Source organism: Methylophaga frappieri (assembly GCF_000260965.1).
GTDB classification, from domain to species: Bacteria; Pseudomonadota; Gammaproteobacteria; order Nitrosococcales; family Methylophagaceae; genus Methylophaga; species Methylophaga frappieri.
Genome location: NC_017856.1, coordinates 669,787 through 693,258 on the forward strand (window position 1 = coordinate 669,787; position 23,472 = coordinate 693,258).

Genomic DNA, 23,472 nt, shown 5'->3' on the forward strand with positions numbered 1-23,472 from the left:
AAATCTCCATAATACTTTGCTTGCAGGCAATAACCTCTTCTTATGTCTTATTCTACATGAAACAACGATATTCTGGGCATTAGCCATATTGATGTATGATGTGAATTTAACCGATTTTTATTAGTGCTTGGGAGTACATGGTGCGAAAAGTTTTCTTGCTCAGCCTGTTCGCTTTGTTCTTCATTATCACCGTGATCTTTGCTGCCTTTAATACCAATGCAGTGGCAATCGATTTTTATTTTGTGCAGTGGCAACTGCCACTTGCCGTGATCATAATTATTGCACTGTTATGCGGCCTGCTATGTGGTGCATTACTGATCACCATATCAACGTTGAAAGTACGTCTCGAAAACCGGCAACTTCAGCATAAGCTGCAAATTGCCGAGCAAGAATTAAACAGCTTGCGCATTTTACCGGTTCGAGATAATCATTAATCTATGATTATGCAGACTTGGTTATTTCTGCTTCTTCCTGTCGCTGCCTTGTCAGGCTGGCTAATGGCCCGCCGTCATTACAAACGTCGCTACCGGCAACAGGAGAATGCATTCAGTCCAGCATATTTCAAAGGCTTAAATTACTTATTAAATGAACAGCCGGATAAAGCGATTGATGTCTTCATCGGCTTGCTGGAAGTTAATAGTGAAACAGTTGAAACCCACCTGGCACTCGCCAACCTATTTCGCCGCAGAGGTGAAACCGAACGGGCCATCCGCATCCATCAAAACCTGATTGCACGGCCATCTTTACATGGCGAGCAACGCACACAGGCAATGATTGAGTTGGGACTTGATTATATGCATGCTGGCGTTCTTGACAGAGCCGAGCATTTGTTTCTTGAGCTCATGCAATTACCAGTCTCTCCGCCAGAAGCGGCGAGACAATTGCTACGCATCTATCAGCAAGAAAAAAAGTGGCGGCAGGCTATCGATATGGCGAGCCGACTGGACAAAAACCAGCAAGACAATACCCAACCGCTAATCGCTCAGTTTTACTGCGAATTGGCTGAACAATCTGTTAAACAGGATAAGCACGAGTGTCTTAACCTGGTTCGACTCGCGTTGTTTCATGATACTCAATGTGTTCGTGCCAGTTTGATTGAGGCGCGTGTACAACTATCGCTAGGGCAACCACAAAAAGCGCTGAAAACCCTCAAAAACATTGAGCGTCAAAATAGTCAGTTTTTACCCGAAGCCTTACCTCTGCTTTATCAGGCGTTTCAACAAACGGCAAATCTCCAGGGCTATCGTGTTTGGTTACAACAAATTCTGCATAAAAACCCAAACCTGACCTCGGTCAGACTGATGTTAACCCGACTGATTGATGAAATCGAAGGCAGATCCGCTGCACGCCAATATCTCTATGATGCGCTGCATCGCCACCCATCTGTTGAGGGACTAAATACCTTGATTAATCTGGGTGAACACAATCAGGAGTCGCTGGTGCCCTTGATTCAACAAGTAACGAACGCCATGGTCTTGCGCGGCGACCGTTACAGCTGCAAAAATTGCGGTTTTTCAGGCAAAACACTCCATTGGCTGTGTCCAAGTTGTAATCGATGGGCAACCATGCGTCCTACTGAAATTCATTTATCTGCTTTAGAAAAACTATTGGAAAAAACGGCATGAGCCAGACCCGAATTTATCATAACCCCCGCTGCAGCAAATCCAGAGAGACGCTGGCTTTACTTGAACAACAGGGTGAGGATCCTGAAATTATTCTTTACCTTAAATCCCCACCTACACCCGCCGAATTGGCAGAACTGCTCCAGCTGCTTGGTATACCCGCAGAAGCGTTGTTGCGAAAAGGCGAAGCAGACTACAAATCGTTAGGCATTGCTGATAAAAAATTGACAGAAACACAGCTCATCGAATTAATGAGCACACATCCCAAGCTGATTGAACGCCCTATCGTAGTCAAAAACGGCAAGGCAAAATTGGGCCGTCCTCCGGAACAAGTCAAAGCCATTTTATAATGCCCGTCATTCTCATTTTATATTACAGCCAGACTGGTCATATCCGGCAAATGGCAGAACAAATTGCCAGAGGTGTCAGAAAAGTACCGGGATGCGAAGCACGGCTTCGTACTGTCCCCAAAGTTTCTACTGTCACGCAGGCAACGCAAAACACCATCCCTGATGATGGCCATCTCTATGCGGAAAATACGGACTTACGTGACTGTGATGCCTTGATAATGGGGAGCCCCACCCGATTTGGCAACATGGCCGGCGCCCTGAAATATTTTCTTGATGGCACCAGTGACCTTTGGCTGTCAGGTGCATTGAGCGGCAAACCGGCAGCCGTTTTCACTGCCTCCGGCAGTTTACATGGTGGTCAGGAAACAACGCTGCAATCGATGATGCTCCCTTTATTACACCACGGTATGTTGCTTTGTGGCATCCCCTACACGGAGGCAGCCCTGATGCAAACCCAAACGGGCGGCACACCCTATGGTGCCAGTCATTTTGCCGGTCCTGACAACCAGAATACGTTATCCGAACATGAGATTGCCTTATGTCAGGCACTGGGTAAACGCGTTGCAAATTTAACTTTGAAATTACAATGATGCGCTTTTGTCGATTTACCAGCCTGCTCAGTTATTTTGGTTTACTTTTGACCATCATGGCCTGGATACTTTTAGCCCCTCATGGTGACAATTACCCTACTGCCGCAATGCTGCTATTGGGCGTATTGCCTCTGTTATTTCCACTAACAGGCTTGCTCTATGGTCGCTCTTACACCCATGCATGGTCGGGATTTCTCGTTTTGTTTTACCTGGCTCATGCCATTGGAGAACTCTACAGTGGCGATGCGTTTTGGTTATGGCCCGGACTAGAGATATTCTTTAGCTTATCATTTCTGATTGCCGCCAATTTGTATGTTCGTTTCATTGCAAAAAGTCGAAATCGTTCACAGTCTGACCAGACAAGAGTATGATTTAATTCACTAACGCATCGATGAGAAAAGTGAATAATGAGTAGCATTTCCGCATTGCAATCTGCCTATCAAGGTATTCAAAATGGCGTACAACGCGCTAGTCAAAATAGTGCTGAACTCACCAAGGCAGCAGCGAATGGGGGTGATATCATTTCGCCCTCTGTGGCATTGAAACAAGCGGAATTACAAGTAGCCGTATCGGCCAGAGCGCTGGAAGTCACCAATGACACACTGGGCACGATTCTCGATATTACGGTTTGATTTTCTGACCATCTAGCCTATTGATACGATTAACGGCTAAACTACACCTCGATTAATCTAATTCACGAACGTTTTGCTTTGAATATTGCCGCCTTTGATGCTGCTGCGATCCGTGCACAGCTCGAGCCTAATCATGCTGCCACGCTGGCAGATATACTGATTTATGATAGCGTTACATCTACCAATGATGTACTTTGGCAACGTTTTGCCGATAATCCGGCATCACCGGCAGTTTGTATTGCCGAACAACAAAGCGCAGGCCGCGGTCGGCGAGGTGGTGCTTGGCAATCGCCCGCCGGAGGTAATATTTATTTGTCCTTGTTTTGGCCGTTGCCAACATCGGGCAATGTCGAGGGCTTAAGTATTGCCGTTGGCATCAGTTTGATTCATGCTTTGTCGGCATTTGGCGTCAACGCATTAAAATTAAAATGGCCAAATGATATTTTGCACCAACGGCGCAAACTGGCTGGCATACTGGTCGAAGCCCGCTACGGTGAGAGTTACGGCGTGGTTATCGGTATCGGTATAAATTATATTGCTTTACCAGCACAACACTTGAATGAAATTCCACAGCCGGTGACTAATCTCGCTGAAATCTGTCCACAGATACCAGACAGAAATAGCCTGTGTGGACAGCTTATCAATCATATAATGTCAGCCTTGAAACTCTTTCAACATCAAGGATTGACCGAATTTTTGCCACACTGGCCGGCACTCGATGCATTACATGAGCAGAGTATTGTCATTAAAACCGAACAAGGCAGCTTACAAGCGACCGCCTGTGGCATCAACGAAAAAGGGGAATTACGCTACATGCACAACCAGCAACTGGACACCTTGTCCAGCAGTCACGTCAGTATTCGGTTTGCCTCATGAAACTGTTAGTCGATATTGGTAACAGCCGGATCAAGTGGGCAACACTGGATGGCAAAAAAATGTCTGCAACGCAAGACTTTGAGCGCAAATCTGGTATTAAAGCCCAACTGACTAAACACTGGAAATCACTGGAACACATCGAGTCAATCTGGGTCGCCAATGTCGCCGGTGAAAAAATGGCAAGCCAACTAAGCGAATGGGCAAATAAAAAATGGCAACGTCAGCCTGTTTTCATTACCACTGAAGCACGACGGTTTGGGGTAAAAAATGCCTATGACAATCCGGAGCAATTAGGCGTAGATCGATGGCTTTCACTCGTCGCGATGCGACAACGGAATAAGCAAACCACGTGTATTATTGATTGTGGTACCGCCATCACTGTTGATCTGCTCAGCACAGACGGTCAACATCAAGGCGGCCTGATCCTGCCCGGTCTAACACTGATTCGACAAACACTGATTCAAGGTACCGATGCCATCACTGAAAAAACCGAAGACGTCGCTTTCAGTTTGCTTGCAACCAATACCTTCAGTGCCATTCAGGCAGGCAGCCTCTACAGTATCAGCGCAACGCTGCATAGTTTGATTGAAGATTTGCAACAAAACTTTAAACAAAATCTGCGAATTGTCCTGACCGGAGGAGACGCAGCGACATTGCAAAAATACCTGCCGGCAAAAGTAGAGTTGAATCCTGATCTGGTCTTGAAAGGACTTCGGCGTTATGCCCAACAAGAAGTGGTAACGGCAGAAAGTCAGCCTGAAGAAGCCTGACACCATTGCCAGACAGGGTGAAGTGAGATAAACTTTCGCCCCCTTAAGGAGAAGTGGCCGAGTGGTTGAAGGCGCACGCCTGGAAAGTGTGTATAGGTTAATAGCCTATCGAGGGTTCGAATCCCTCCTTCTCCGCCACCCTCACCGCCTGAGTTATAACTCCCAATCGCTCCAGATTCGCAATTTCGTTTGAATGTCTTCGGTGATACATCAACTATCGCGTCTACTTCGTATACATCCACAACAAGTTCGTTTAGTTTCAATGACCTGCTTGCAGGTATTGCATTAATTTGATCTGCAATAAATACAAATGCAATTAATAAACACTATCATTAACGTTTAATGAGTGGTATTTTTCAACCTGATTCACCAAGTTTTCCGCGTAATTCATCAACATTCAACCGATTAATTCAAAGAGATTTATCATGAAATACGACGTTATCATTATTGGCGCCGGCGCTGCTGGCTTTGGTTGTGCACTGACATTAGGTAGTGCCAACGATAATTTCGAATGGGCAAAAGATCGCAAGTACTTAATTCTGGACAATGACAGAAGCGACATGAAAGTGGCCCGATATAATAATGTTACGGGGGTCGAGCAAGGCATTAACGGGATAGACTTGCTAACCAAGCTGAAGGATCAATTAAAAAAATATCCTGCTTGTGAGTTAAAACATGAAACCGTCACCAAGATTGTTCGCCATGGTGATGAATTCATGGTGGAAGCGAAAACGGGTAATTATCAGGCTTCAATTATCGTATTAGCGACAGGTTTGAATAAATTTGATATCGAATGTGCGGGGGTTGTGGTTAAAGAAAATACCTTTGTACCCAAACCCAACTTAATCTATCTGGAGAACACCAACAATGTTATCTCCGAAAACTTATATGTTGCGGGTCTGGCAAGTGGGGTTCCCACCATGTTTTCCTGTGCCAGTGGAGATGGCGCCAAAGTGGCGTGTGATATTTTTTACAAGTGGGCCGGCAAAGTTGCCGTCGTTCATGACACCAAGAAAACCGCATGACAGACTCATGACTTACTCTGCTTCCGGAGTAAGTCATTTTTCCGCGTTCCATCAAAAAATGTGCTTACCTAACGAGACGTTTTTACGCCAATCCCGGACAAATTGTTCAAAGTCTGGACAAGCCATTGGCCTAGCGTAGTAAAAACCTTGTATCCAGTCACAACCTAGCTCTGTCAATAATCTTAGCTGACTTTCTGTTTCCACGCCTTCCGCGACGATACCGATATCCAGTCGTTTCGCCATCACAATGATCGCTTCGATGATAGCTTTATCATTGGCATCTGTTTCCAGATCACGAATAAAGGATTTATCAATTTTCAAATAATCCACTTCGAGTTGTTTCAAGTAAGCCAAAGAGGAATAACCGGTACCAAAGTCATCGATGGATATACGGACACCGAAATGGCGTAAATGCCGCAATAAATTCCGTGTCTCAGTGCTACGCTGCAGTAAAACACCTTCGGTAATTTCAAGGGTTAACAAATGACTAGCGATTTCATGCTGTTGAATATAATCGACCCAATCAAGCCGCCCAGTCAGATTACCAAAGTCCTGCGCAGATCGGTTTATAGAAACGGCAATATCACCCATACCATTATCTTGCCAATGACGGATCTGAAAACAGACCTGGGCAAAGACAAAATCGTCAATTTTGCCAATTAACCCCATTCTTTCAGCGACGGGTAAAAACTCCGCCGGGGAGATCACCCCCCGCTCAGGATGCCGCCAACGCACAAGTGCTTCAGCACTGATTGCACCATTTCGGGCATGAATAACAGGTTGATAATAGATTTCAAACTGCCCTTCCGCTAAAGCCGTTTCCAGCTCATGCAAAATGAAAGCCCGCGACTGCCAGGTTGACTCCAATTCAGCGTTATAACGACGATAAACGCCACCATTTGCGTCTTTGGCAGAATACATCGCTCTATCGGCATTTTGCAGTAATAGACCGGGCGTTGCGCCATCATCAGGATAAACCGTTAAGCCAATACTGGTCGTGATACGAATCGCCTGATTATGTATCTTGAGCGGCTGTTGAATCGCATCAATGATTTTTTGGGCAATTTGAACCGCATTGTCAACGTCTTCCAGCCCGCTCAGGATAACCGTAAATTCATCGCCACCTAATCGGGCAACGGTATCTGATTCACGAAGACAACTCTGAATACGAGAGGCCATGTTTTGCAAAAGCTCATCGCCTGCATCATGTCCCAATGTATCATTAATATCTTTAAATCGGTCCAAGTCTAGAAACAATAAACATAATTTCTTTTTGTCGCGTTGTGCATGACGAATTTCCTGAGCCAGCCGGTCATTGAACAGACGTCGATTCGGCAAACCGGTCAGCAGATCAAAATTGGCATGGTGCTCGATAATAAGCTGCGCCTGTTTACTTTCGCTGATGTCAGTAAAAACAGCCACATAATGGCTCGGAAGCTGCTGCTCGTTGCGCACCACTGACATGGATAAATAAACAGAAAATATTTCGCCATCTTTTCGGCGACTCAATAACTCACCCCGCCACAGGCCATGCTGGTTCAAATCAACCCAAAGCTTTCGAAAGATAACCTCATCGTTCAGCGTCTGATCTAATAATTTAGGGAATTGACCGAGCACCTCAGACTCACTAAATCCGGTTATCTGAACATAAGCGGCGTTAACAGCAATCACCTGACGACTGGCATCTGTTATCAAAAAACCTTCGCTCGCGGCATTAAATGCCACGTCTGATAGCTTCAACCGGGTTTGTGTCTGCTGCACTTGAGCCAGTACCTCCCGAATGCGTTTTTCTGAACTAATGGCTCGCTCAGTGGCATTTGAGAGTTGTTCCGTACGTCGGGATACTTCCTTGGAGACTTGATGTGTTCTGCCGGTAATACTCAATATCAAGGCCATCAGCAATCCGGTCAGCAGATAACCTGCAATCATCACAAATAAGGCTTGACTGCTTTGATTATGAGCCAGAAACAGCTGCGTAGGCGAAAAGATCAATCGCATTTCTCGACCTGCCGCCATAATATTCACGTTGTGCGAAAAAACCGGGGCTGTTTCAAGCGGTAAGTCATAATAAAATTCACCACTGAGGACATCTTGCCAGCGAATCACAAACTCGGTTTCTTCACTTCTACCCAGAATATTCTCAACAAAGTCTTCTGCTCTTATTGCCACATTAACCAGGCCAGCCAACTGGGCTGCTGATTTATCCAAAGTCATGCCGCCTTCGGCATCCTCGTATACCGGCCGATACAGCATTAAAACGCGCGCTTGATAGTTTTCTTCAACCAACACTAATGGTGGCCGGGCATAAGTTGAACCGCTTGCAATCGCTGTCTGGATCGCAGCATTTGACACTAATGAAGAGGTCGGATCAAAGCCAGGCGCCATTTGATTGCTTTCAGGTTCCAGGTAGGTAATTGGAAAATAAGTTTCTCTCTCTCTGGCAACTACCAACTGTTTGTCTTCGGTAATATCGGTAATTGAAAATGCGGGTCCAAAATACGTCTGTTGCTTTTTTTCGTAGTCATTACGTTGCGACTGCGTCACCTTGGGTAACCACTCTATTACCTGAATATCCGGGTTTTTACTGGTCGCCCAACGGACAAAGGCTCGAAACTCACTTCGAGTTACTTGATCCGAACTGACAAATAATTGGGCAACACTGTCCTGCACTAACTCTTGGCTGTTAAGTGCAATCTGAAATAAGGTGCCCACCTCCTGAGTACGAATCCGAAATCGATTTTCAGTGTCAGCAATCTCAAACCGAGCCACACTCTCGGAAATCAGAATAACAGTGACAAAGAGCATCACCACAGGTAGCCCCATGATGTATCTTCGCTGTCGCCAGAGTGAGCTGGATTTATCTAAAACACTAATCGTAAGCGGCACGGCAATCAACGTCCCCACGGCATCGCCCAGCCACCAACCTGCCCAGTTGGCCCATGAGGAGAAATAGTTATTGAATCCAGCAGCAGCCAGTATCGGTGCATTAATACTGGCGCTAAAAACGGATACCAGTGGCACCATAAGCATGAACTGCAGAATTTGCCGATCAGTTTCCAACTGCAGGGGCGAACTGACGAAACGGCGAAATATCCAGGTAGCAATTACCACCTGGATGGCATTACCGATAGCAATCGAGGCTGATATCACTGCGATAGGCCAAGTGATTCCGGCATAGTCTTGCAAACTGAGACAATTCAAGAAGAAAGTGCCTATCAAGACACTGGGAACAGCAACCGGTAAGCCAAAATGTAATGCAGCGGCCAAGGCAATACCCGCCGGCAAATAGGCAACCGAAATATAACCAAGACCGCAATAGCGCAGGCAAAACAAGCCAACTAGCAGGTAAACCATTGCTAGCACAGCGCTTATTAACAGACTTCGTTTACTAGGTACCCATGCCAACGTCACACTCTCCATTTATCATTATTCTGCCATCTAAGTCAGCGCCGATGACCCATGACAATTTCTTTTAACCGGCATCGTAGCACCTGAACAGAAAAATAACGCAACTGTCTATGTCGCTCAAGCAAATCTCAATGACGCATGGTAATCCTTGGCAAAAATGCTTAGAATAGGCAGCTCAATGGTGGCCTGTGCTGGTCTCCCCGCAACGATATGTTGGTTACCTCGTCAGGCCCGGAAGGGAGCAGCGAAGCCTTCGGACTCGGGTGCCGGGATCAGGCTGGTACGGGTTCACCGCCCTTTATTTCTTTGCCAAGGATAATTTGCAGACAGCTATGAGTTATCTGGTTCTGGCTCGTAAATGGCGCCCGACGTCTTTTGCCGAAGTTGTTGGTCAACAACATGTTCTTCAGGCGCTCATCAATGGACTCACCCAAAACCGCTTGCATCATGCTTTTCTGTTTGCCGGCACACGCGGAGTGGGTAAAACAACCTTAGCGCGCATACTGGCAAAATCCCTCAACTGCGAGACGGGAGTAACGGCAACACCATGCGGCCAATGCAGCGCCTGCGTCGAAGTCGATAGTGGCCGATTTGTCGATTTAATTGAAGTCGACGCCGCCTCTCGAACCAAAGTAGATGATACCCGCGAGCTTTTGGATAATGTGCAATATGCACCGAGCCGCGGCCGCTATAAGGTTTATTTAATCGACGAAGTGCATATGCTTTCCACCAGCAGCTTTAATGCCCTGCTGAAGACGCTGGAAGAGCCACCTGCGCACGTCAAGTTTTTGTTTGCTACTACGGATCCGCAAAAACTTCCTGTTACCATCCTTTCCCGCTGCCTGCAGTTCAACTTGCGCCGATTAACCCTGGCACAAATCAGTGATCACCTTGGTTATATTTTGACGCAGGAAAACATACCATTTGAAAGTGCCGCGTTGAAGCAGTTAGCACAAGCTGCTGATGGCAGTATGCGTGATGCCTTAAGTTTATTGGATCAGGCCATCGGCTTCGGCGATGGTGAAGTTCGCAATGAGGCGGTTGAGCGCATGCTGGGAAATATTTCTGGTACGCAATTGATGGCATTACTGTCTGCATTGGCGGAACACAACAGTAGCCAATTACTCAGCCAAGTGGCGGAGTTGAATGCATTGGGCCGCGAAGCCACAGCCATTCTGGATGGCTTGATGCAACTGCTTCAACAAATGGCCATTCTGCAAGCCGTGCCGGAACACCAACTAGAAGATGCCACGACGCAACCTTTTTTATCTGCACTTGCCAATCAACTGTCTCCGGAAACCGTGCAATTAATGTATCAGATTGCCTTGCATGGCAAACGTGATCTGCCTTATGCGCCGACACCGCAAAGTGGCCTGGAAATGACGTTAATCAGAATGTTGCATTTTCAGCCTGATCACACTAGCGATTCACTGCAACCCATTGCTAATCAGACAATGGAGATGCCGCCAAAAAAGCCGCAAGCAAAACCTGATCCTGTGTCTGAACAGACACGGGCTGCCGCTGCCACAGTTGAACACGACACTGATTCCGCGCCAGTCAAAAACAACGCCGCAAACCTTGTCTCTGATTCCAAAATCACCACCCCAGAGACACAGCAAATCCAAGCTGATCCAGTCTCTGATACCAATGCTACTGTCGATGCCAAGAACTGGACGCAACTGATCGCCGAGCTCAAACTCTCTGCATTAACCCGCCAGCTTGCTGATAATTGTGCTTTCATTCGCAGTGAAGAAAATATTATTTATCTTCAACTTGCCCCGGAGCTTGCTCATCTAGCAACTGACAATGCCCAAAAACGGCTTGCAGCAGCAATCAATAAACAACTTGATAAAACGTTGACACTGCGTTTTGAAAACCAGGTGGACAGTAGTGTCCCGCAAACACTTGCTGCCGAACGAGCACAGGATATGGCAGACCGACAACAACACGCTGAGACCGCCATTCAAAACGACCCGACAGTTGAAATGCTTAAAAATACGTTTAATGCCCGTATAATTGATCAAACGATCAAACCACTTAAATAGAGGATCAGGCCAATGAAAGGCGGATTAGGCAATTTAATGAAACAGGCCCAGCAAATGCAGGCCAATATGCAAAAAGCACAAGCTGAACTGGCCAACCTAGAGGTCACCGGACAAGCAGGCGGCGGCATGGTACAAGTCATCATGACCGGTAAGCATGACGTCAAACGGCTTCACATTGAAGATAGTTTGTTTGAAGATGACAAAGACATGTTGGAAGACTTAATTGCCGCCGCCATCAATGACGCCGTTCGGCAGGTTGAAAAAGTCACCCAGGAAAGAATGTCAGGCATGATGCCACCGGGCATGAATCTGCCCTTTTAATCCATGGCCAGTCTCGGTCCCAATATTGATGAATTGATGCAGGCATTACGCTGCCTGCCCGGCGTGGGTCCCAAGTCAGCACAACGCATGACTTTCCAGTTATTGGAGCGCAATCGGGACGGGGCGGAACGGCTGATGTTGTCTTTACAGGCGGCGTTACAAAACGTGCGCCACTGTCAACGCTGCCGTATTTTGTCAGAAACAGAATTATGTAGCCGTTGCAGCGATCCTGATCGTCGTCAGGATCAGTTATGCATTGTTGAGATGCCAAGTGATGTTCTGGCTATTGAGCAGGCGACGGCTTATCAGGGCCAATACTTTGTCTTGAATGGACATCTTTCGCCACTCGATGGCATTGGCCCCGAAACACTCGGCATTCCAACATTAATCCGCTGGCTGGATAGCCAAGAAACTGAAGAAATAATTCTAGCAACAAATCCCACTGTTGAAGGCGAAGCCACGGCGCACTATATTTCAGAGCTGGCGCGTGCTAGACAAATTCGTGTTACCCGATTAGCACATGGAATCCCGCTTGGGGGTGAGTTAGAGTATGTTGATAGCACTACCTTATCGCATGCTTTCGCCGGCCGAGGCACAGTCTGAGTAGCATCTAAGACGGAGCGTAAGCTATGACAGACATCGCCACACCATTTGATGCCTTGAAAAGCTATCCTGGGCTGATTCATCGGCAACCAGTATTCGTCAACAACATGGTGGATCTGGATCGCTATCATCTGCGCTTTCTTGACTGGCAAGGTAACCTGCTCGCAGATGATGCCAACGTGCCGGCTTTTTTGACGCAATTACCGCGCATCCTGCCCGATATGAATCTGCGACAAAAAGCCTTATTGACCATGCCGCAATCCTGGTGCCAGTCACTCTATGACATGGAACTGAATGGTATGGAATTAACCCTTGATATCGCGAACGCTTCTCCCACCAGTACATTCGCGCCCAACCTTGCCTATGCGGGTCATGCCGAAAGCAAGACATCGCCGATGCGAACACGAATGTTACTGATCGATCTGAATCAGGTTGATAACGCGGTCATGACAGACAACCTGGCCAGCTGGCGACAGCAATATGAACAACTCTGCGCACTGAATGTTAACGATGAAAACCAACTCAATCAGTGTAAAATCCACCACATTGATTTAGTGCAAGGTAATTTTTACACACGCCCCGCAGCGCATCCGCCGTACAAGATTTCCCCAGATGCCCAGACCTTGATGTCTCTTTTGGTCAAATTGCAAGACACCGATGCCGAAGCAGATGACCTCGCTCAGATTATTTCTCAGGATGTGACGCTGAGCTATAAATTGTTACGGTTAATTAATTCCGCCTTTTTTGGTTTGCCTCGGCAATTGACAAGTTGTCGCGAAGCCGTCGTCATGCTTGGTTTTAATCAAATTAAAACTTGGGCCAGTCTGCTTTGCCTATCAGGACTGGATCATAAACCGAATGAATTACGCAGCCTCGCCATGACCCGGGCAAGAATGTGTGAACTACTGGCACGCTACTATAAAGGCCAATCTGATAGTTTTTTTGCAGCGGGCCTGTTTTCAACGCTGGATGCCCTTCTCGATAAACCCATGATTGATGTAGTTCAGGATTTACCCTTGGCACCTGAACTGGAAACCGCTCTGTTAAATCATGATGGCCCCATTGGCCGAGCCTTGTTGGACGTGTTGAATTACGAGCAAGGGCGCTGGCAGGCTGTGGCACAATCCCCGCTCCCCATTGAATGTCTTGCCAGAGCCTATCTGGATGCCATTTATTGGACCAGACAGTTGAATCAGATTATCAATGAATAACAATGGCTATCCGTTGGTTATCTCAAAATAATAATGTCGATTTCCCTGATCTGGCACTGGCAACGGATCATGGTTTACTGGCCGCCGGCGGTGACCTGTCTGTCAACCGACTAATCTCAGCCTACAAAGCCGGTATCTTTCCGTGGTTTAACGCACACGATCCTATTTTGTGGTGGAGTCCGGATCCCCGCATGGTATTGTTTACAGATGCCTTGCGCATCAGTAAAAACTTGAATAAAAAACTGCGCCAGGCACCATTCAAGGTCACCTTTGATAAGGCCTTTGCCGATGTCATCAAAGCCTGTGCTGCACCACGTCAACAACAGGAACAACACGATACCTGGATTCATCCAGACATGATCCGTGCTTATGACAATCTGCATGCGGCAGGTTATGCACATAGTGTCGAATGTTGGCTGAATGATGAATTAGTTGGTGGGCTGTATGGTGTCGCAATTGGCAATATGTTTTTTGGTGAATCGATGTTTAGCTTTGTGACAGATAGCTCTAAAATTGCACTGACCGCACTGGTCCAGCAATTAACCCGTTGGGGCTGGCCCATGATTGATTGTCAGGTTCACTCTGATCATCTTGCCCGGCTTGGCGCCGTCTGTGTACCAAGGACATTATTCGTCCAGCAAATCCAGTCACTGTGTCAGTCAGCATCACCCTCTCAGAAATGGCAGCTCGATGCCGATTTACCACACGCAATATGAGTCTCGATTTTTATCAAGATAGATTGCATCCCTGTTCCTATCTGGCAGATCGTAAAGCCAGAAACATTTACCCGGATCCCCTCCGGGTAATGTCCAACCAGCTCTATGGTCAGCTTATCCAACACGGGTTTCGGCGAAGCGGTGAACATGTGTATCGTCCTCATTGTCCCGCCTGCCAGTCGTGCATCCCAGTCCGTATTGATATCACTGCCTTTCATCCCAATCGGAGCCAACGCCGCTGTTTGCGAGATAATGCTGATGTGGAAGTGCGTACCAGACCCGTTGAATTTGATGAACAGCATTATGCGTTGTATCAACGGTATTTGTCGGCTCGACATCCGGGTGGCGGCATGGATAATCCCACCCCGCAGAGTTTTCAGCAGTTTTTAACCAGCACTTGGAGTGACACTGGTTTTATTGAGCTTTGGGAAAATACACACTTAATTGCAGTCGCAGTAACCGATTTTGTAAACAATGGCTTGTCAGCCTTTTATACTTTTTTTGAGCCAGACCTTGAGTCCAGAAGCCTTGGCACATTGGCAATACTTAAACAAATCGAACTCGCTCGACAACAAGGCAAAACCTATCTCTATCTGGGTTATTGGATAGCAGAAAGTCAGAAAATGAATTACAAAACCCGGTTCTCAGCTTTACAGTTTTTTGACGGTCGCTGGCGCGACTTTGATAAAAACACTTTGAATAATCAGTGATTTTGCGGCAAAATGGATCTTTTATCAGTACCTGAACACGGAACTCTATGGCAAAAGAAGATCATATTGAATTTGAAGGCACCGTCATCGACACGATGCCCAACACCACCTTTCGCGTTGAATTAGAAAACGGTCACGTCGTAACGGCCCATATTTCAGGAAAAATGCGCAAGAATTACATTCGTATTTTGACAGGGGATAAAGTCACGGTTCAGCTTACCCCTTATGATCTCAGCAAAGGGCGTATCGTCTATCGAGCCCGCTAAAACAAACGTCGATGCTGCTTCGATGAAGCAGCTATTGCCAACCAAACCAGCCACAACATGCCGATAAACGCCAGCAATGTCCAAGCTGGAATACTCAGTCCCAAGAACTGCCAAGATATTTCGGCACATTCTCCTGACCCGCTGAATACCATTGCCAACGCCTCACTGAGCGGAAAATTGCCCATAATGAAGTCTAAGCCCGGACCACAACTGGGCACCTCTTCCGGGGGCAGATTCTGCAGCCAGATATGCCATCCAGAAACACCGGCGCCCGCTAGCGCGGTTATCCCAATCAACCCACCGTAAAATTTAGTACCGGTGTGTTTTGGATGATGCAAAAATGCCACTAAAAATAACCCTGAAGCGACCATAACGGCTAACCGCTGCAAGATGCACAATGGACATGGCTCTAATAGCATGACGTATTGCATATAAAGCGCAACGAGTACCAAAACAAAGCTGAACAAAAATCCCAGAAGAAAAAACGTGCGGGTTGACGACAAACTGGTTTCCTCCCATGTTTTAATGTGTGTTAAGTTAACCGAAAACACTGTTGCTTTAAAGGGTAATTCTATGAGCGACCGGAATCTTGATGATAAACTCAGTGCAGCCTATGACCGAATGATGGCGCGGATTCATCAATTTATCAATGATTCCGAACATCAAACCATGCCCAGTCTGCAACAACGTATTCAACTCGCCAAAGAAAGAGCTATCGAACTCAAAGAGTTAAGTGGCGAAGAAGCGGAACAGATCGCGCTTTGGCTGGAACGCGATATGCACGATGCTGTGGGCTATTTACAGGATTCAGGCGAAGATTTTGCCACTTGGCTGCAATTCGATTTACAACAGGTTGAAAGCCGATTTCTTGCGTTATTTGCCAGCGTCGCTGATAAAACCCGACTGGAACTAAACCAGTTGGCGCAACAAGCGATACGCGCAGAAACGTATCACACTGGTGAAGTGACCAGTATCGGTACGTTATATTGTGTTTCCTGTGGCGGAAAAATGCAGTTTCGCCAAACCGCGCGGATTCCGCCTTGCCCACGTTGTCATCAAACCCGCTTTACGCGTCAACCTCAACCCGCGTCATAATATGCGCCTTCCTGCATAATCTGTAACAACGTTTTCTGCAAGACGGGTGAATCAAGCAGGGTCTGCCAGTCTTGATTAGCCAGACTGGTTGCTTCACAAAGAAATTTCAGTTGGTCTGGGTCAGCATCGCCCAGATTTAAAACCGCCCCGCCCACAAACAGATAATTTTGCTCGCTGCCCGACGCCCAAGCCATCGGCACCGTGGAATTACGTTGTAATGTGTTACCCAGCTCAAAAAATTTCGCCAATTCTGAGACCTTGGCGAATTCAATCTGATCACGAAACTGCCAGACTTCTAAAGACGGTTTTAGCTGTGTCAGTTGTTTCCCCATTGCTATCAGCAACAGATCATCACTTTCCGTTAACAACGATTTCAGATCACCTCGAACCCGTTGCACTGCTCTGGCATCAATTTCCGTCGCAGAACGCCCTGTCTGTAAATCCGGATCACGATAACGCCTGACTACTTGTGGTGACTGACTGAGCTGTTCACTCAAACTCTCCAACCATTGCGACGCCGAGGCAGCACGAAACCCGACTGATAAAGTTAAACACGGCGTTTTGGCCACGCCATGATGGGCGATGCCGGGTGGTAAATACAACATATCGCCGGGATGCAACTCCCAGCTTTGACAAGGCGAAAAAGAAGGCAAAATTCGCAATGGGCAACCGGCTAGCCATTCTGGGTCAGTCAGGGGTTGGTCTTCAATTTGCCACTGGCGAACCCCCTCAGCCTGTAAGAGAAAAACATCATAATTATCGACATGTGCGCCAACCGAACCGCCCGGTACCGCATAACTTGCCATAATATCGTCCCGACGCCAGTCGGGTATCAATTGAAACGACTGCCATAATGCCTGCAGTGAAGGCCAATGCTTGTCTACATCCTGAACGAGAAGCGTCCAATCCTGATCCGGCAATTTAGAAAAATCTGTTTCTGCGAATGGGCCTGATTGTAACGACCACTCTTGCTTTGCAAGCTGTTGAACCAAGCGTGACTCGATATCTGTCTCACATGCTAACCCGGCAAGTTCCTCAGGGGTCAAATCGGTGACCGGCGCTGAAAAGGCGCCACGAATCAACAGCGGCTTTTTTTGCCAATACTGCTCCAAGAAAGCCTGCTGGCTCATGCCCGTATTAAAAAACGCTGCTTGTGTCACGATTATTCCACGTATTTTTCTACCGTAAACACCACGTTATTGAGTGCCACAATACGAATTTTAGTACCGGCAGGACAATCAGGGCCGGTAACTTTCCAGGTCGAATCGTCCAGACGCACTTTGCCTTCGCCATCAATAATCGGCTGAGCCAAGGTGATAACCCGACCGACATAGCCTTCACCGCGTTTATTCAACAACGGTTCATCCGTCTTGATTGGCCGGCGTGCGTAATAATAGCGCCAGCCAACAATACTGAGCACCGACCATACGGCAAAAACCAATAGCTGCCACTCCCACGTCAATTGCGGCAGCAACAGCATCACCAGTCCTGTTAGAAATGCTGCAATAGCCAGCCAGATTGCCATAAATCCGGGTAACAAAATTTCTGCGGTGATTAAAATCACCGCCAAAATCCACCAATGCCAAAAATCAATGACCGGCATTATCCATTCCTTTTTTACTGAAAGTTTCCTTGGCCAGCTCAGTAATGCCGGCTAGGGAACCAATCACATTACTGGCTTCCAAAGGCATCAGGATGACTTTGTGATTATTGGCCGACGCCATATCCTTAAGCGCCTCAACATATTTCTGCGCCACGAAATAATTAATTGCCTGAATATCCCCTTTGGCAATCGCCTCTGACACCATGGTCGTTGCCTTTGCTTCAGCTTCTGCCAGTCGCTCACGAGCCTCGGCATCACGAAAAGCCGCTTCACGGCGACCTTCTGCGTCCAGGACAACCGCTTGTTTATCCCCTTCAGCACGTAAAATTTCTGACTGCCGATGTCCTTCAGCCTCAAGAATATTCGCCCGTTTGACCCGCTCTGCTTTCATTTGCTGCCCCATCGCTTCTACCAAATCTGCAGGCGGCTCAATGTCTTTAATTTCAATGCGTGTCACTTTAATCCCCCAAGGCGTCGTCGCATCATCAACAACATTTAATAGTCGGGTATTAATATCATCACGTTTCGACAATAACTCATCCAGATCCATCGATCCCATGACCGTACGGATGTTGGTCATGGTGAGATTAAGGATCGCGTTATCGAGCCCACTCACTTCATACGCTGCTTTTGCCGCATCAATAACCTGGAAAAACACCACGCCATCAACGCGAATCATCGCATTATCTTTAGTAATGATCTCTTGAGATGGCACATCCAGGACTTGTTCCATCATGTTGATTTTGTGTCCAACCTGATCAATGACCGGCACAATAAGATTTAACCCAGGCGGCAGGGTTCTTGTGTATCGTCCAAACCGTTCCACAGTAAATTCATAACCTTGCTGAACGGGTTTCACCCCCATCAGCACAATCACCACAGCCATAACCACGATGACTAAGACAAACCCCGCAAATCCACTCATTTTCCAACTCCTGTGTTCGCCACTGAAATGCTTGGCTGATAATAGCAGTATTCGCTGACATGCCGCCAAAACTTGGACATTTTGGTGGCAGACAGAGACAATAGCGAAAAAATGACGAGGTCACCTTTATGATCACTTTGCGCCACGCGCTTGCCATCGCTACCGCCCTGATTACCTTTGCCGGCCCCGCTTATGCGCAGCAATGGTACCAAGTTGAAGTTGTGGTCTTTGAGCAACTCAATGCCAATACTGATGAAGCCTGGCCAACCATGCCCGTTGGTAACACCACTGACTTAACACCGCGATCCGCAACAAACCGCATTCAACCCGCTCAGCGTGGAGAGTTGTCCGGTATTGCTGAACGGCTGCGGAATTCAGCAGGGTATCGCGTGCTGAGTCATGAGGCATGGCAGCAAAGTGCACTGGGACGTAATGCATCGCAACCAGTTCAAATTGAGGGTGAGCGACTGACTGGCAAGATACACATTTATAAATCCGCTTACCTGCATAGCGTGTTGGATTTATGGTTAACGAGCGGCAGTACAACATTTGAAGCGCAGCAATATCCGAATTTAAACGAGTCTCGACGCATTCGCAGTCAAGAGTTGCACTATTTCGACCATCCGAGATTTGGCGCGATTTTACAGCTAAAACCTATCGCCACACCGGATAACGTGCTTAACGCCATGCAAGGCGGTGAAAGCTATTCATTACCTGATTAAGTGCCAGTCAACAACCCTTGAATTACACGATATACCTGCGTCATGGCATCGGTAGTGGTTTGCTGAATTTCTGCGACCGTAATCAGCTTATCTGATAAGCCGGCGGCATGATTGGCAACAATCGCTAACGTCACATAAGCCATCTCAAGTTCACGCGCTATAGCCGCTTCAGGCATTGCCGTCATGCCAACCATATCCGCTCCATCCCGGGCTAAACGTTTAATTTCAGCGGCGGTTTCCAGGCGTGGCCCCTGAGTCACCGCATAAGCGCCACCATCGACTAGTTTGATCTGCGATGTCTGCGCGGTAGTCAGCAACCTACCCCGTAAAACGGCATCGTAAGGATGGGTAAAGTCGATATGTTTATCTGCAGAAAAATGCGCTGTATAAATGCTGCTTTCTCTACCCCAGGTATAGTCGATAATTTGATCGGGGACTGCCAGACTGCCCGGCGCCAGTTCAGGGTTAATACCGCCTACCGCTGCAACGGCCAACACCTGACGTACGCCCAAATGATGCATCGCCCAAAGGTTTGCCCGATAATTTATTAAGTGCGGTGGAATCGTATGATATTCACCATGCCTTGGAAGGAAGATCAGCGGTTTTTTGTCAATCCACCCCCGAAATAAGGGTGCTGATGGCTCACCAAACGGTGTATCAAGCTGAATTTGTTCATCTATTTTCAGGCTTGATAATCGTGACAAACCACTGCCACCAATAACGCCCATCATGTTGCTGTCTCCGGTATCATGAAAATGCCCGGTGCGTTACGCCAGTAGCCACGAATATCCATACCAAAGCCGAATACATAACTATCCGGTACTTCCAGACCAAGGTACTCGGGTGTCGCCCCCTGCTTGCGCTGATGTTGTTTATTCGTTAATGCCAGACAGCGAACAGAATCTGCCCCGGATTGCTCACAAAACTGCCGCAATGCCGTCAGCGTATATCCCTCATCGTAAATATCTTCAATCAATAGTACATGTCTGCCCTGTAACGCGGTTTGTGGCCGAGCAAGCCAATTTAACTCGCCGCCCTGCAACGCATCCCCATACCGGCTGACATGAACATAATCGATCTCACAGGCAATCTGTAAATGCGGCAGAATTTGCCCCAAGGTCACCACCGCCCCATTCATCACACACAGCAGGATCAGGTTTTTATCCTGATAATCCCGATTTACCTGCGCTGCCAGCGTGACCAATTTGGATTGGATTTCTTCCAGCGTATAAAGACAGGTCGCGCCGATTGGCAGACTTGCGTGTGTTGACATGGGCTGTTCTCCTGATGCGGTGTCCGTATAATGTCAATTTTCGGTACTTGGAATTATGCCATGCGGCGTTTTTGGCCGGTGCTGCCAATCGTATTCATTTTTATTTTTGCCTATTGGCAGCCTGTTTCTGAACCGGCAACCTCGCCATCAGATCTGCCACAGCGAATTATCAGTCTGGCGCCCAGTATCACAGAAACCCTCTTTGCCTTGGATGCACAAGCCAAGCTGGTTGCCGTGACTGATTATTGCCGCTATCCGGCTGCGGCCAGCCAGTTACCCACTGTTGGCGGTTATCTTGATGCGTCGCTGACCGCCATTGTTGAGCATCAACCTGATTTAGTAATTTTGTTGGCCCAGCAACAACAACTGAGCCAGCAATTGAATCAATTCGGTATCGCGACCCTTACCGTAGACCATAGCAGACTCAATGGTATTCTGCGTAGTATCGGAGAAATAGGTGACATGATTGGCCACACTGCCGCCGGGACCCGACTACATCAGCAATTACAAAGTGACATTCAGCAGATCCATCATCGCGTTGCCAAACAGCCGGTAAAACAAACCTTGATCGCCATCGCACACGACACGAATAGTCAGCAGCTGGATCAAGTTTATCTCGCTGGTCAGCAGGATTTTTATAATGATTTGTTAGTGCTTGCCGGCGGTGAAAACGTTTATCAGCAGTCCTATTTGAAGGTACCCTCCGTGTCCCGTGAGGGCTTGCTGCGACTCAATCCAGATATCATTATTGATATTTTTCCGGCGACTTATGCCCACTCTGCTGACTTAGCCGCAGTGCGACGACTCTGGCAGCAGCTTGATCAAGTCAACGCTGTACAAAACGACCAGATTTTCTTTATCGAGGCGGATTATGCCACCGTGCCGGGTCCCAGAGTCGTCAAACTCCTTGACGACCTTGCCAGGTTGCTGCATCCGGAGGCCCACGATGCATTTTGAGGGGCAACAGATATCGGTTGTTGAACAAGGTCATAGCTTATTAACAGATATCGATTTGACTATCGCATCAGGCGAATATTGGTGCATCGTCGGTCCCAACGGTGCGGGGAAGAGCACACTGTTACGCTGCCTAAATGGATTACAAAAAATACGTAGCGGACATCTCTCTCTGCAAAGCAAACCACTACAGCACTTTTCCAGAAAACAGCTGGCGCGCCATATCAGCTATGTTCCGCAACATAATGGTCGGCATTTGCCGTTTACTGTTCAAGAGTTTATGGCGATGAGTCGCTACGCCCATCAGCGGTGGCTCGGCCATTGGCAACAAACCGATATTAAGGCTATAGATGAAGCTTTGATGATTACCGATTGTGAGGCATTTCGTGATCGTCAATTAAGCGAGCTAAGCGGCGGAGAATGCCAACGCGTGATGATCGCTGCGGCACTGGCACAAGAAACGCCTGTTTTATTGCTTGATGAGCCGACCAGCTTCCTTGACCCTCAGCATCAATCTCGTATTCAACAACTTGTTCAGCAATTGCATCATGATCTTCATAAAACCATTATCGAAGTCAGTCATGACATTAATCATGCCGGCCAGCACGCGGATAACATTCTAGCGCTCAAAGCCGGGCAGGTTTTCTGGCAAGGTGCTGCGAGGCAATTTATCAACGCGGAAAGGTTATTTGATCTTTACTGTCAACGATTTGTGATAACGCCTCATCCACAAACGCATCTGCCAATTGCCTTGCCAGAGATCGTGCAATGATGCTGCAACGCTTGTCGCCATCAGCCAAACTTGCTGCTTTAAGCTTTTTCAGCCTGCTGATCGTGATGATTAGTCCCTGGATCGACTTGAACAGTATTGAATCCGCAGCAATTCGCGAACAAATTTACAATGACATTCGGTTGCCTCGCGTGTTATTCGCTTTTCTTGCCGGGAGTGGTTTGGCCCTATGTGGTTTGGTCTTTCAGGCCATGTTTCATAATCCATTGGCAACGCCGTTTACGCTTGGCATCGCCAGTGGCGCGTCGTTTGGTGCGGTCGTTGCGGTCTATGTTGGCATTACAATCAGTTTTATGGGCCTGTCTGGGCCAACCATTGGCGCCTTCATCGGTGCTTTATTGTCCATGATTCTGGTCTATATGGTCAGCCGATTGCGAAGTGGTTTTTCGACTGAAACCTTGCTATTGACGGGTGTTGCGGTCAGTTTTTTCTTTTCCAGTCTGATTTTACTGGTTCAGTATCTTAGTAATGTTGTCGATGCCTTTCAAATGATCCGTTGGCTGATGGGCAGTCTATCTGTGGTTGGTTATCAAGAGGTCGCTCAGCTGGCACCATTTGTTGGCCTGGCATCCGTGATTATTCTGAGTTTAGGCCGTGAGTTAAATCTGTTAATGGCTGGAGATGCCTTGGCGCAAAGCCGCGGGGTTTCCGTCAATAGGGTACGCTACGGCTTGTTTGTCACTACCTCGCTATGTGTTGGTGCGATCGTTGCCCTGTGCGGACCGATTGGTTTTGTAGGCATGATGGTGCCGCATATTTGTCGATTGCTGATTGGTCAGAACCATCAATATCTCATCCCGGCTAGCCTGTTGTTTGGTGGCAGTTTTCTGATTGTATGCGACACGCTGGCGCGACTGGTTTTTGCGCCGGCTGAATTACCCGTGGGTGTGATTACGACATTATTGGGTGGACCGTTTTTTCTTTGGTTACTACTGAGAAACAAACGACTAACTCCGTAATCCGAT

Annotated in this window: 28 protein-coding genes, 1 tRNA gene and 1 other RNA gene; 23 read left to right on the forward strand and 7 right to left on the reverse strand. The window is 47.5% G+C overall.

All coding sequences use genetic code 11. The annotated features are described in order from the left end of the window. Positions 1 to 137: 137 nt before the first annotated feature. The 10 genes from Q7C_RS02965 to Q7C_RS03010 all read left to right on the forward strand — a co-directional run bounded on the left by Q7C_RS02965 (position 138) and on the right by Q7C_RS03010 (position 5,865). The gene (locus Q7C_RS02965) at positions 138 to 434 is read left to right on the forward strand and encodes a lipopolysaccharide assembly protein LapA domain-containing protein (protein ID WP_014703206.1); all 297 of its coding nucleotides are present in this window, start codon (positions 138 to 140) and stop codon (positions 432 to 434) included. 3 nt (positions 435 to 437) lie between these two features. Further along, entirely contained in the window at positions 438 to 1,625 is a 1,188-nt protein-coding gene (lapB, locus tag Q7C_RS02970) for a lipopolysaccharide assembly protein LapB (RefSeq protein ID WP_014703207.1), read from the forward strand. Further along, on the forward strand, positions 1,622 to 1,972 hold the full coding sequence (arsC, locus tag Q7C_RS02975) for an arsenate reductase (glutaredoxin) (RefSeq protein WP_014703208.1): 351 nt from the start codon (positions 1,622 to 1,624) through the stop codon (positions 1,970 to 1,972). Before lapB ends, arsC begins: the two co-directional genes overlap by 4 nt. Next, positions 1,972 to 2,562, forward strand: coding sequence for an NAD(P)H:quinone oxidoreductase (wrbA, locus tag Q7C_RS02980; RefSeq protein WP_014703209.1), 591 nt, complete (start codon positions 1,972 to 1,974; stop codon positions 2,560 to 2,562). Before arsC ends, wrbA begins: the two co-directional genes overlap by 1 nt. Continuing rightward, positions 2,559 to 2,933 carry a DUF2069 domain-containing protein gene (locus Q7C_RS02985; RefSeq protein ID WP_014703210.1) on the forward strand — a complete coding sequence of 125 codons (375 nt, stop codon included), beginning with the start codon at positions 2,559 to 2,561 and terminating at the stop codon, positions 2,931 to 2,933. The genes wrbA and Q7C_RS02985 overlap by 4 nt, the downstream gene beginning before the upstream one ends. A gap of 36 nt (positions 2,934 to 2,969) precedes the next feature. Further along, on the forward strand, positions 2,970 to 3,194 hold the full coding sequence (locus Q7C_RS02990; RefSeq protein WP_014703211.1) for a hypothetical protein: 225 nt from the start codon (positions 2,970 to 2,972) through the stop codon (positions 3,192 to 3,194). Positions 3,195 to 3,272: 78 nt separating this feature from the next. Continuing rightward, positions 3,273 to 4,070, forward strand: coding sequence for a biotin--[acetyl-CoA-carboxylase] ligase (locus Q7C_RS02995; protein WP_014703212.1), 798 nt, complete (start codon positions 3,273 to 3,275; stop codon positions 4,068 to 4,070). Then, complete coding sequence (locus Q7C_RS03000; protein WP_014703213.1) at positions 4,067 to 4,840, forward strand: type III pantothenate kinase; 774 nt, start codon at positions 4,067 to 4,069, stop codon at positions 4,838 to 4,840. Before Q7C_RS02995 ends, Q7C_RS03000 begins: the two co-directional genes overlap by 4 nt. A gap of 47 nt (positions 4,841 to 4,887) precedes the next feature. Continuing rightward, positions 4,888 to 4,978, forward strand: a tRNA-Ser gene (locus Q7C_RS03005). A gap of 287 nt (positions 4,979 to 5,265) precedes the next feature. Continuing rightward, the gene (locus Q7C_RS03010; protein ID WP_014703214.1) at positions 5,266 to 5,865 is read left to right on the forward strand and encodes an FAD-dependent oxidoreductase; all 600 of its coding nucleotides are present in this window, start codon (positions 5,266 to 5,268) and stop codon (positions 5,863 to 5,865) included. Positions 5,866 to 5,916: 51 nt separating this feature from the next. Here Q7C_RS03010 and Q7C_RS13245 read toward each other — a convergent pair whose 3' ends face one another. After that, entirely contained in the window at positions 5,917 to 9,219 is a 3,303-nt protein-coding gene (locus Q7C_RS13245) for an EAL domain-containing protein (RefSeq protein ID WP_187287370.1), read from the reverse strand. 243 nt (positions 9,220 to 9,462) lie between these two features. Here Q7C_RS13245 and ffs point away from each other — a divergent pair. The 8 genes from ffs to infA all read left to right on the forward strand — a co-directional run bounded on the left by ffs (position 9,463) and on the right by infA (position 15,145). Beyond that, an RNA gene (gene ffs, locus Q7C_RS13455) (signal recognition particle sRNA small type) lies at positions 9,463 to 9,559 on the forward strand. 46 nt (positions 9,560 to 9,605) lie between these two features. After that, positions 9,606 to 11,318 (forward strand): DNA polymerase III subunit gamma/tau, encoded by a 1,713-nt coding sequence (dnaX, locus tag Q7C_RS03020; RefSeq protein WP_014703216.1) that lies wholly within the window; start codon positions 9,606 to 9,608, stop codon positions 11,316 to 11,318. 12 nt (positions 11,319 to 11,330) lie between these two features. After that, positions 11,331 to 11,639: a YbaB/EbfC family nucleoid-associated protein gene (locus Q7C_RS03025; protein WP_014703217.1), complete on the forward strand. Its 309-nt coding sequence runs from the start codon at positions 11,331 to 11,333 to the stop codon at positions 11,637 to 11,639. Positions 11,640 to 11,642: 3 nt separating this feature from the next. Next, positions 11,643 to 12,242 (forward strand): recombination mediator RecR, encoded by a 600-nt coding sequence (gene recR, locus Q7C_RS03030; RefSeq protein ID WP_014703218.1) that lies wholly within the window; start codon positions 11,643 to 11,645, stop codon positions 12,240 to 12,242. A gap of 26 nt (positions 12,243 to 12,268) precedes the next feature. Next, positions 12,269 to 13,453 (forward strand): EAL and HDOD domain-containing protein, encoded by a 1,185-nt coding sequence (locus Q7C_RS03035; RefSeq protein WP_014703219.1) that lies wholly within the window; start codon positions 12,269 to 12,271, stop codon positions 13,451 to 13,453. 2 nt (positions 13,454 to 13,455) lie between these two features. After that, positions 13,456 to 14,169 (forward strand): leucyl/phenylalanyl-tRNA--protein transferase, encoded by a 714-nt coding sequence (aat, locus tag Q7C_RS03040; protein ID WP_014703220.1) that lies wholly within the window; start codon positions 13,456 to 13,458, stop codon positions 14,167 to 14,169. Next, entirely contained in the window at positions 14,166 to 14,879 is a 714-nt protein-coding gene (locus tag Q7C_RS03045; protein WP_041366455.1) for an arginyltransferase, read from the forward strand. The genes aat and Q7C_RS03045 overlap by 4 nt, the downstream gene beginning before the upstream one ends. A gap of 47 nt (positions 14,880 to 14,926) precedes the next feature. Beyond that, positions 14,927 to 15,145, forward strand: a complete 219-nt coding sequence (gene infA, locus Q7C_RS03050; protein ID WP_009726411.1) for a translation initiation factor IF-1 — start codon at positions 14,927 to 14,929, stop codon at positions 15,143 to 15,145. On the opposite strand, the gene Q7C_RS03055 is transcribed toward infA, so the two are convergent. Next, entirely contained in the window at positions 15,142 to 15,648 is a 507-nt protein-coding gene (locus Q7C_RS03055; RefSeq protein ID WP_041366865.1) for a disulfide bond formation protein B, read from the reverse strand. The two genes, infA and Q7C_RS03055, sit on opposite strands and share 4 nt — an antisense overlap. Positions 15,649 to 15,718: 70 nt before the next feature. Here Q7C_RS03055 and Q7C_RS03060 point away from each other — a divergent pair, with 70 nt between their 5' ends. Continuing rightward, positions 15,719 to 16,240 (forward strand): zinc ribbon-containing protein, encoded by a 522-nt coding sequence (locus Q7C_RS03060; protein ID WP_014703223.1) that lies wholly within the window; start codon positions 15,719 to 15,721, stop codon positions 16,238 to 16,240. Here Q7C_RS03060 and Q7C_RS03065 read toward each other — a convergent pair. The 3 genes from Q7C_RS03065 to Q7C_RS03075 are packed head-to-tail and all read right to left on the reverse strand — an operon-like array spanning position 16,225 to position 18,768. Next, positions 16,225 to 17,400: a cupin domain-containing protein gene (locus Q7C_RS03065; protein ID WP_014703224.1), complete on the reverse strand. Its 1,176-nt coding sequence runs from the start codon at positions 17,398 to 17,400 to the stop codon at positions 16,225 to 16,227. The genes Q7C_RS03060 and Q7C_RS03065 overlap by 16 nt on opposite strands. A gap of 2 nt (positions 17,401 to 17,402) precedes the next feature. Continuing rightward, entirely contained in the window at positions 17,403 to 17,843 is a 441-nt protein-coding gene (locus Q7C_RS03070) for an NfeD family protein (protein ID WP_014703225.1), read from the reverse strand. Then, positions 17,830 to 18,768: an SPFH domain-containing protein gene (locus Q7C_RS03075; protein ID WP_014703226.1), complete on the reverse strand. Its 939-nt coding sequence runs from the start codon at positions 18,766 to 18,768 to the stop codon at positions 17,830 to 17,832. The genes Q7C_RS03070 and Q7C_RS03075 overlap by 14 nt, the downstream gene beginning before the upstream one ends. A gap of 128 nt (positions 18,769 to 18,896) precedes the next feature. Here Q7C_RS03075 and Q7C_RS03080 point away from each other — a divergent pair, with 128 nt between their 5' ends. Beyond that, the gene (locus tag Q7C_RS03080) at positions 18,897 to 19,490 is read left to right on the forward strand and encodes a CsiV family protein (protein ID WP_014703227.1); all 594 of its coding nucleotides are present in this window, start codon (positions 18,897 to 18,899) and stop codon (positions 19,488 to 19,490) included. On the opposite strand, the gene Q7C_RS03085 is transcribed toward Q7C_RS03080, so the two are convergent. Further along, positions 19,487 to 20,221 (reverse strand): S-methyl-5'-thioinosine phosphorylase, encoded by a 735-nt coding sequence (locus Q7C_RS03085; protein ID WP_014703228.1) that lies wholly within the window; start codon positions 20,219 to 20,221, stop codon positions 19,487 to 19,489. The two genes, Q7C_RS03080 and Q7C_RS03085, sit on opposite strands and share 4 nt — an antisense overlap. Further along, complete coding sequence (locus Q7C_RS03090; RefSeq protein ID WP_014703229.1) at positions 20,218 to 20,763, reverse strand: hypoxanthine-guanine phosphoribosyltransferase; 546 nt, start codon at positions 20,761 to 20,763, stop codon at positions 20,218 to 20,220. The genes Q7C_RS03085 and Q7C_RS03090 overlap by 4 nt, the downstream gene beginning before the upstream one ends. Positions 20,764 to 20,793: 30 nt before the next feature. Between Q7C_RS03090 and Q7C_RS03095 the strand changes: the two genes are divergently transcribed. The 3 genes from Q7C_RS03095 to Q7C_RS03105 are packed head-to-tail and all read left to right on the forward strand — an operon-like array spanning position 20,794 to position 23,466. After that, on the forward strand, positions 20,794 to 21,720 hold the full coding sequence (locus tag Q7C_RS03095; RefSeq protein ID WP_014703230.1) for an ABC transporter substrate-binding protein: 927 nt from the start codon (positions 20,794 to 20,796) through the stop codon (positions 21,718 to 21,720). Then, entirely contained in the window at positions 21,710 to 22,489 is a 780-nt protein-coding gene (locus Q7C_RS03100) for an ABC transporter ATP-binding protein (protein ID WP_014703231.1), read from the forward strand. The genes Q7C_RS03095 and Q7C_RS03100 overlap by 11 nt, the downstream gene beginning before the upstream one ends. Continuing rightward, the gene (locus Q7C_RS03105; RefSeq protein WP_014703232.1) at positions 22,486 to 23,466 is read left to right on the forward strand and encodes a FecCD family ABC transporter permease; all 981 of its coding nucleotides are present in this window, start codon (positions 22,486 to 22,488) and stop codon (positions 23,464 to 23,466) included. Before Q7C_RS03100 ends, Q7C_RS03105 begins: the two co-directional genes overlap by 4 nt. Positions 23,467 to 23,472 lie beyond the last annotated feature (6 nt).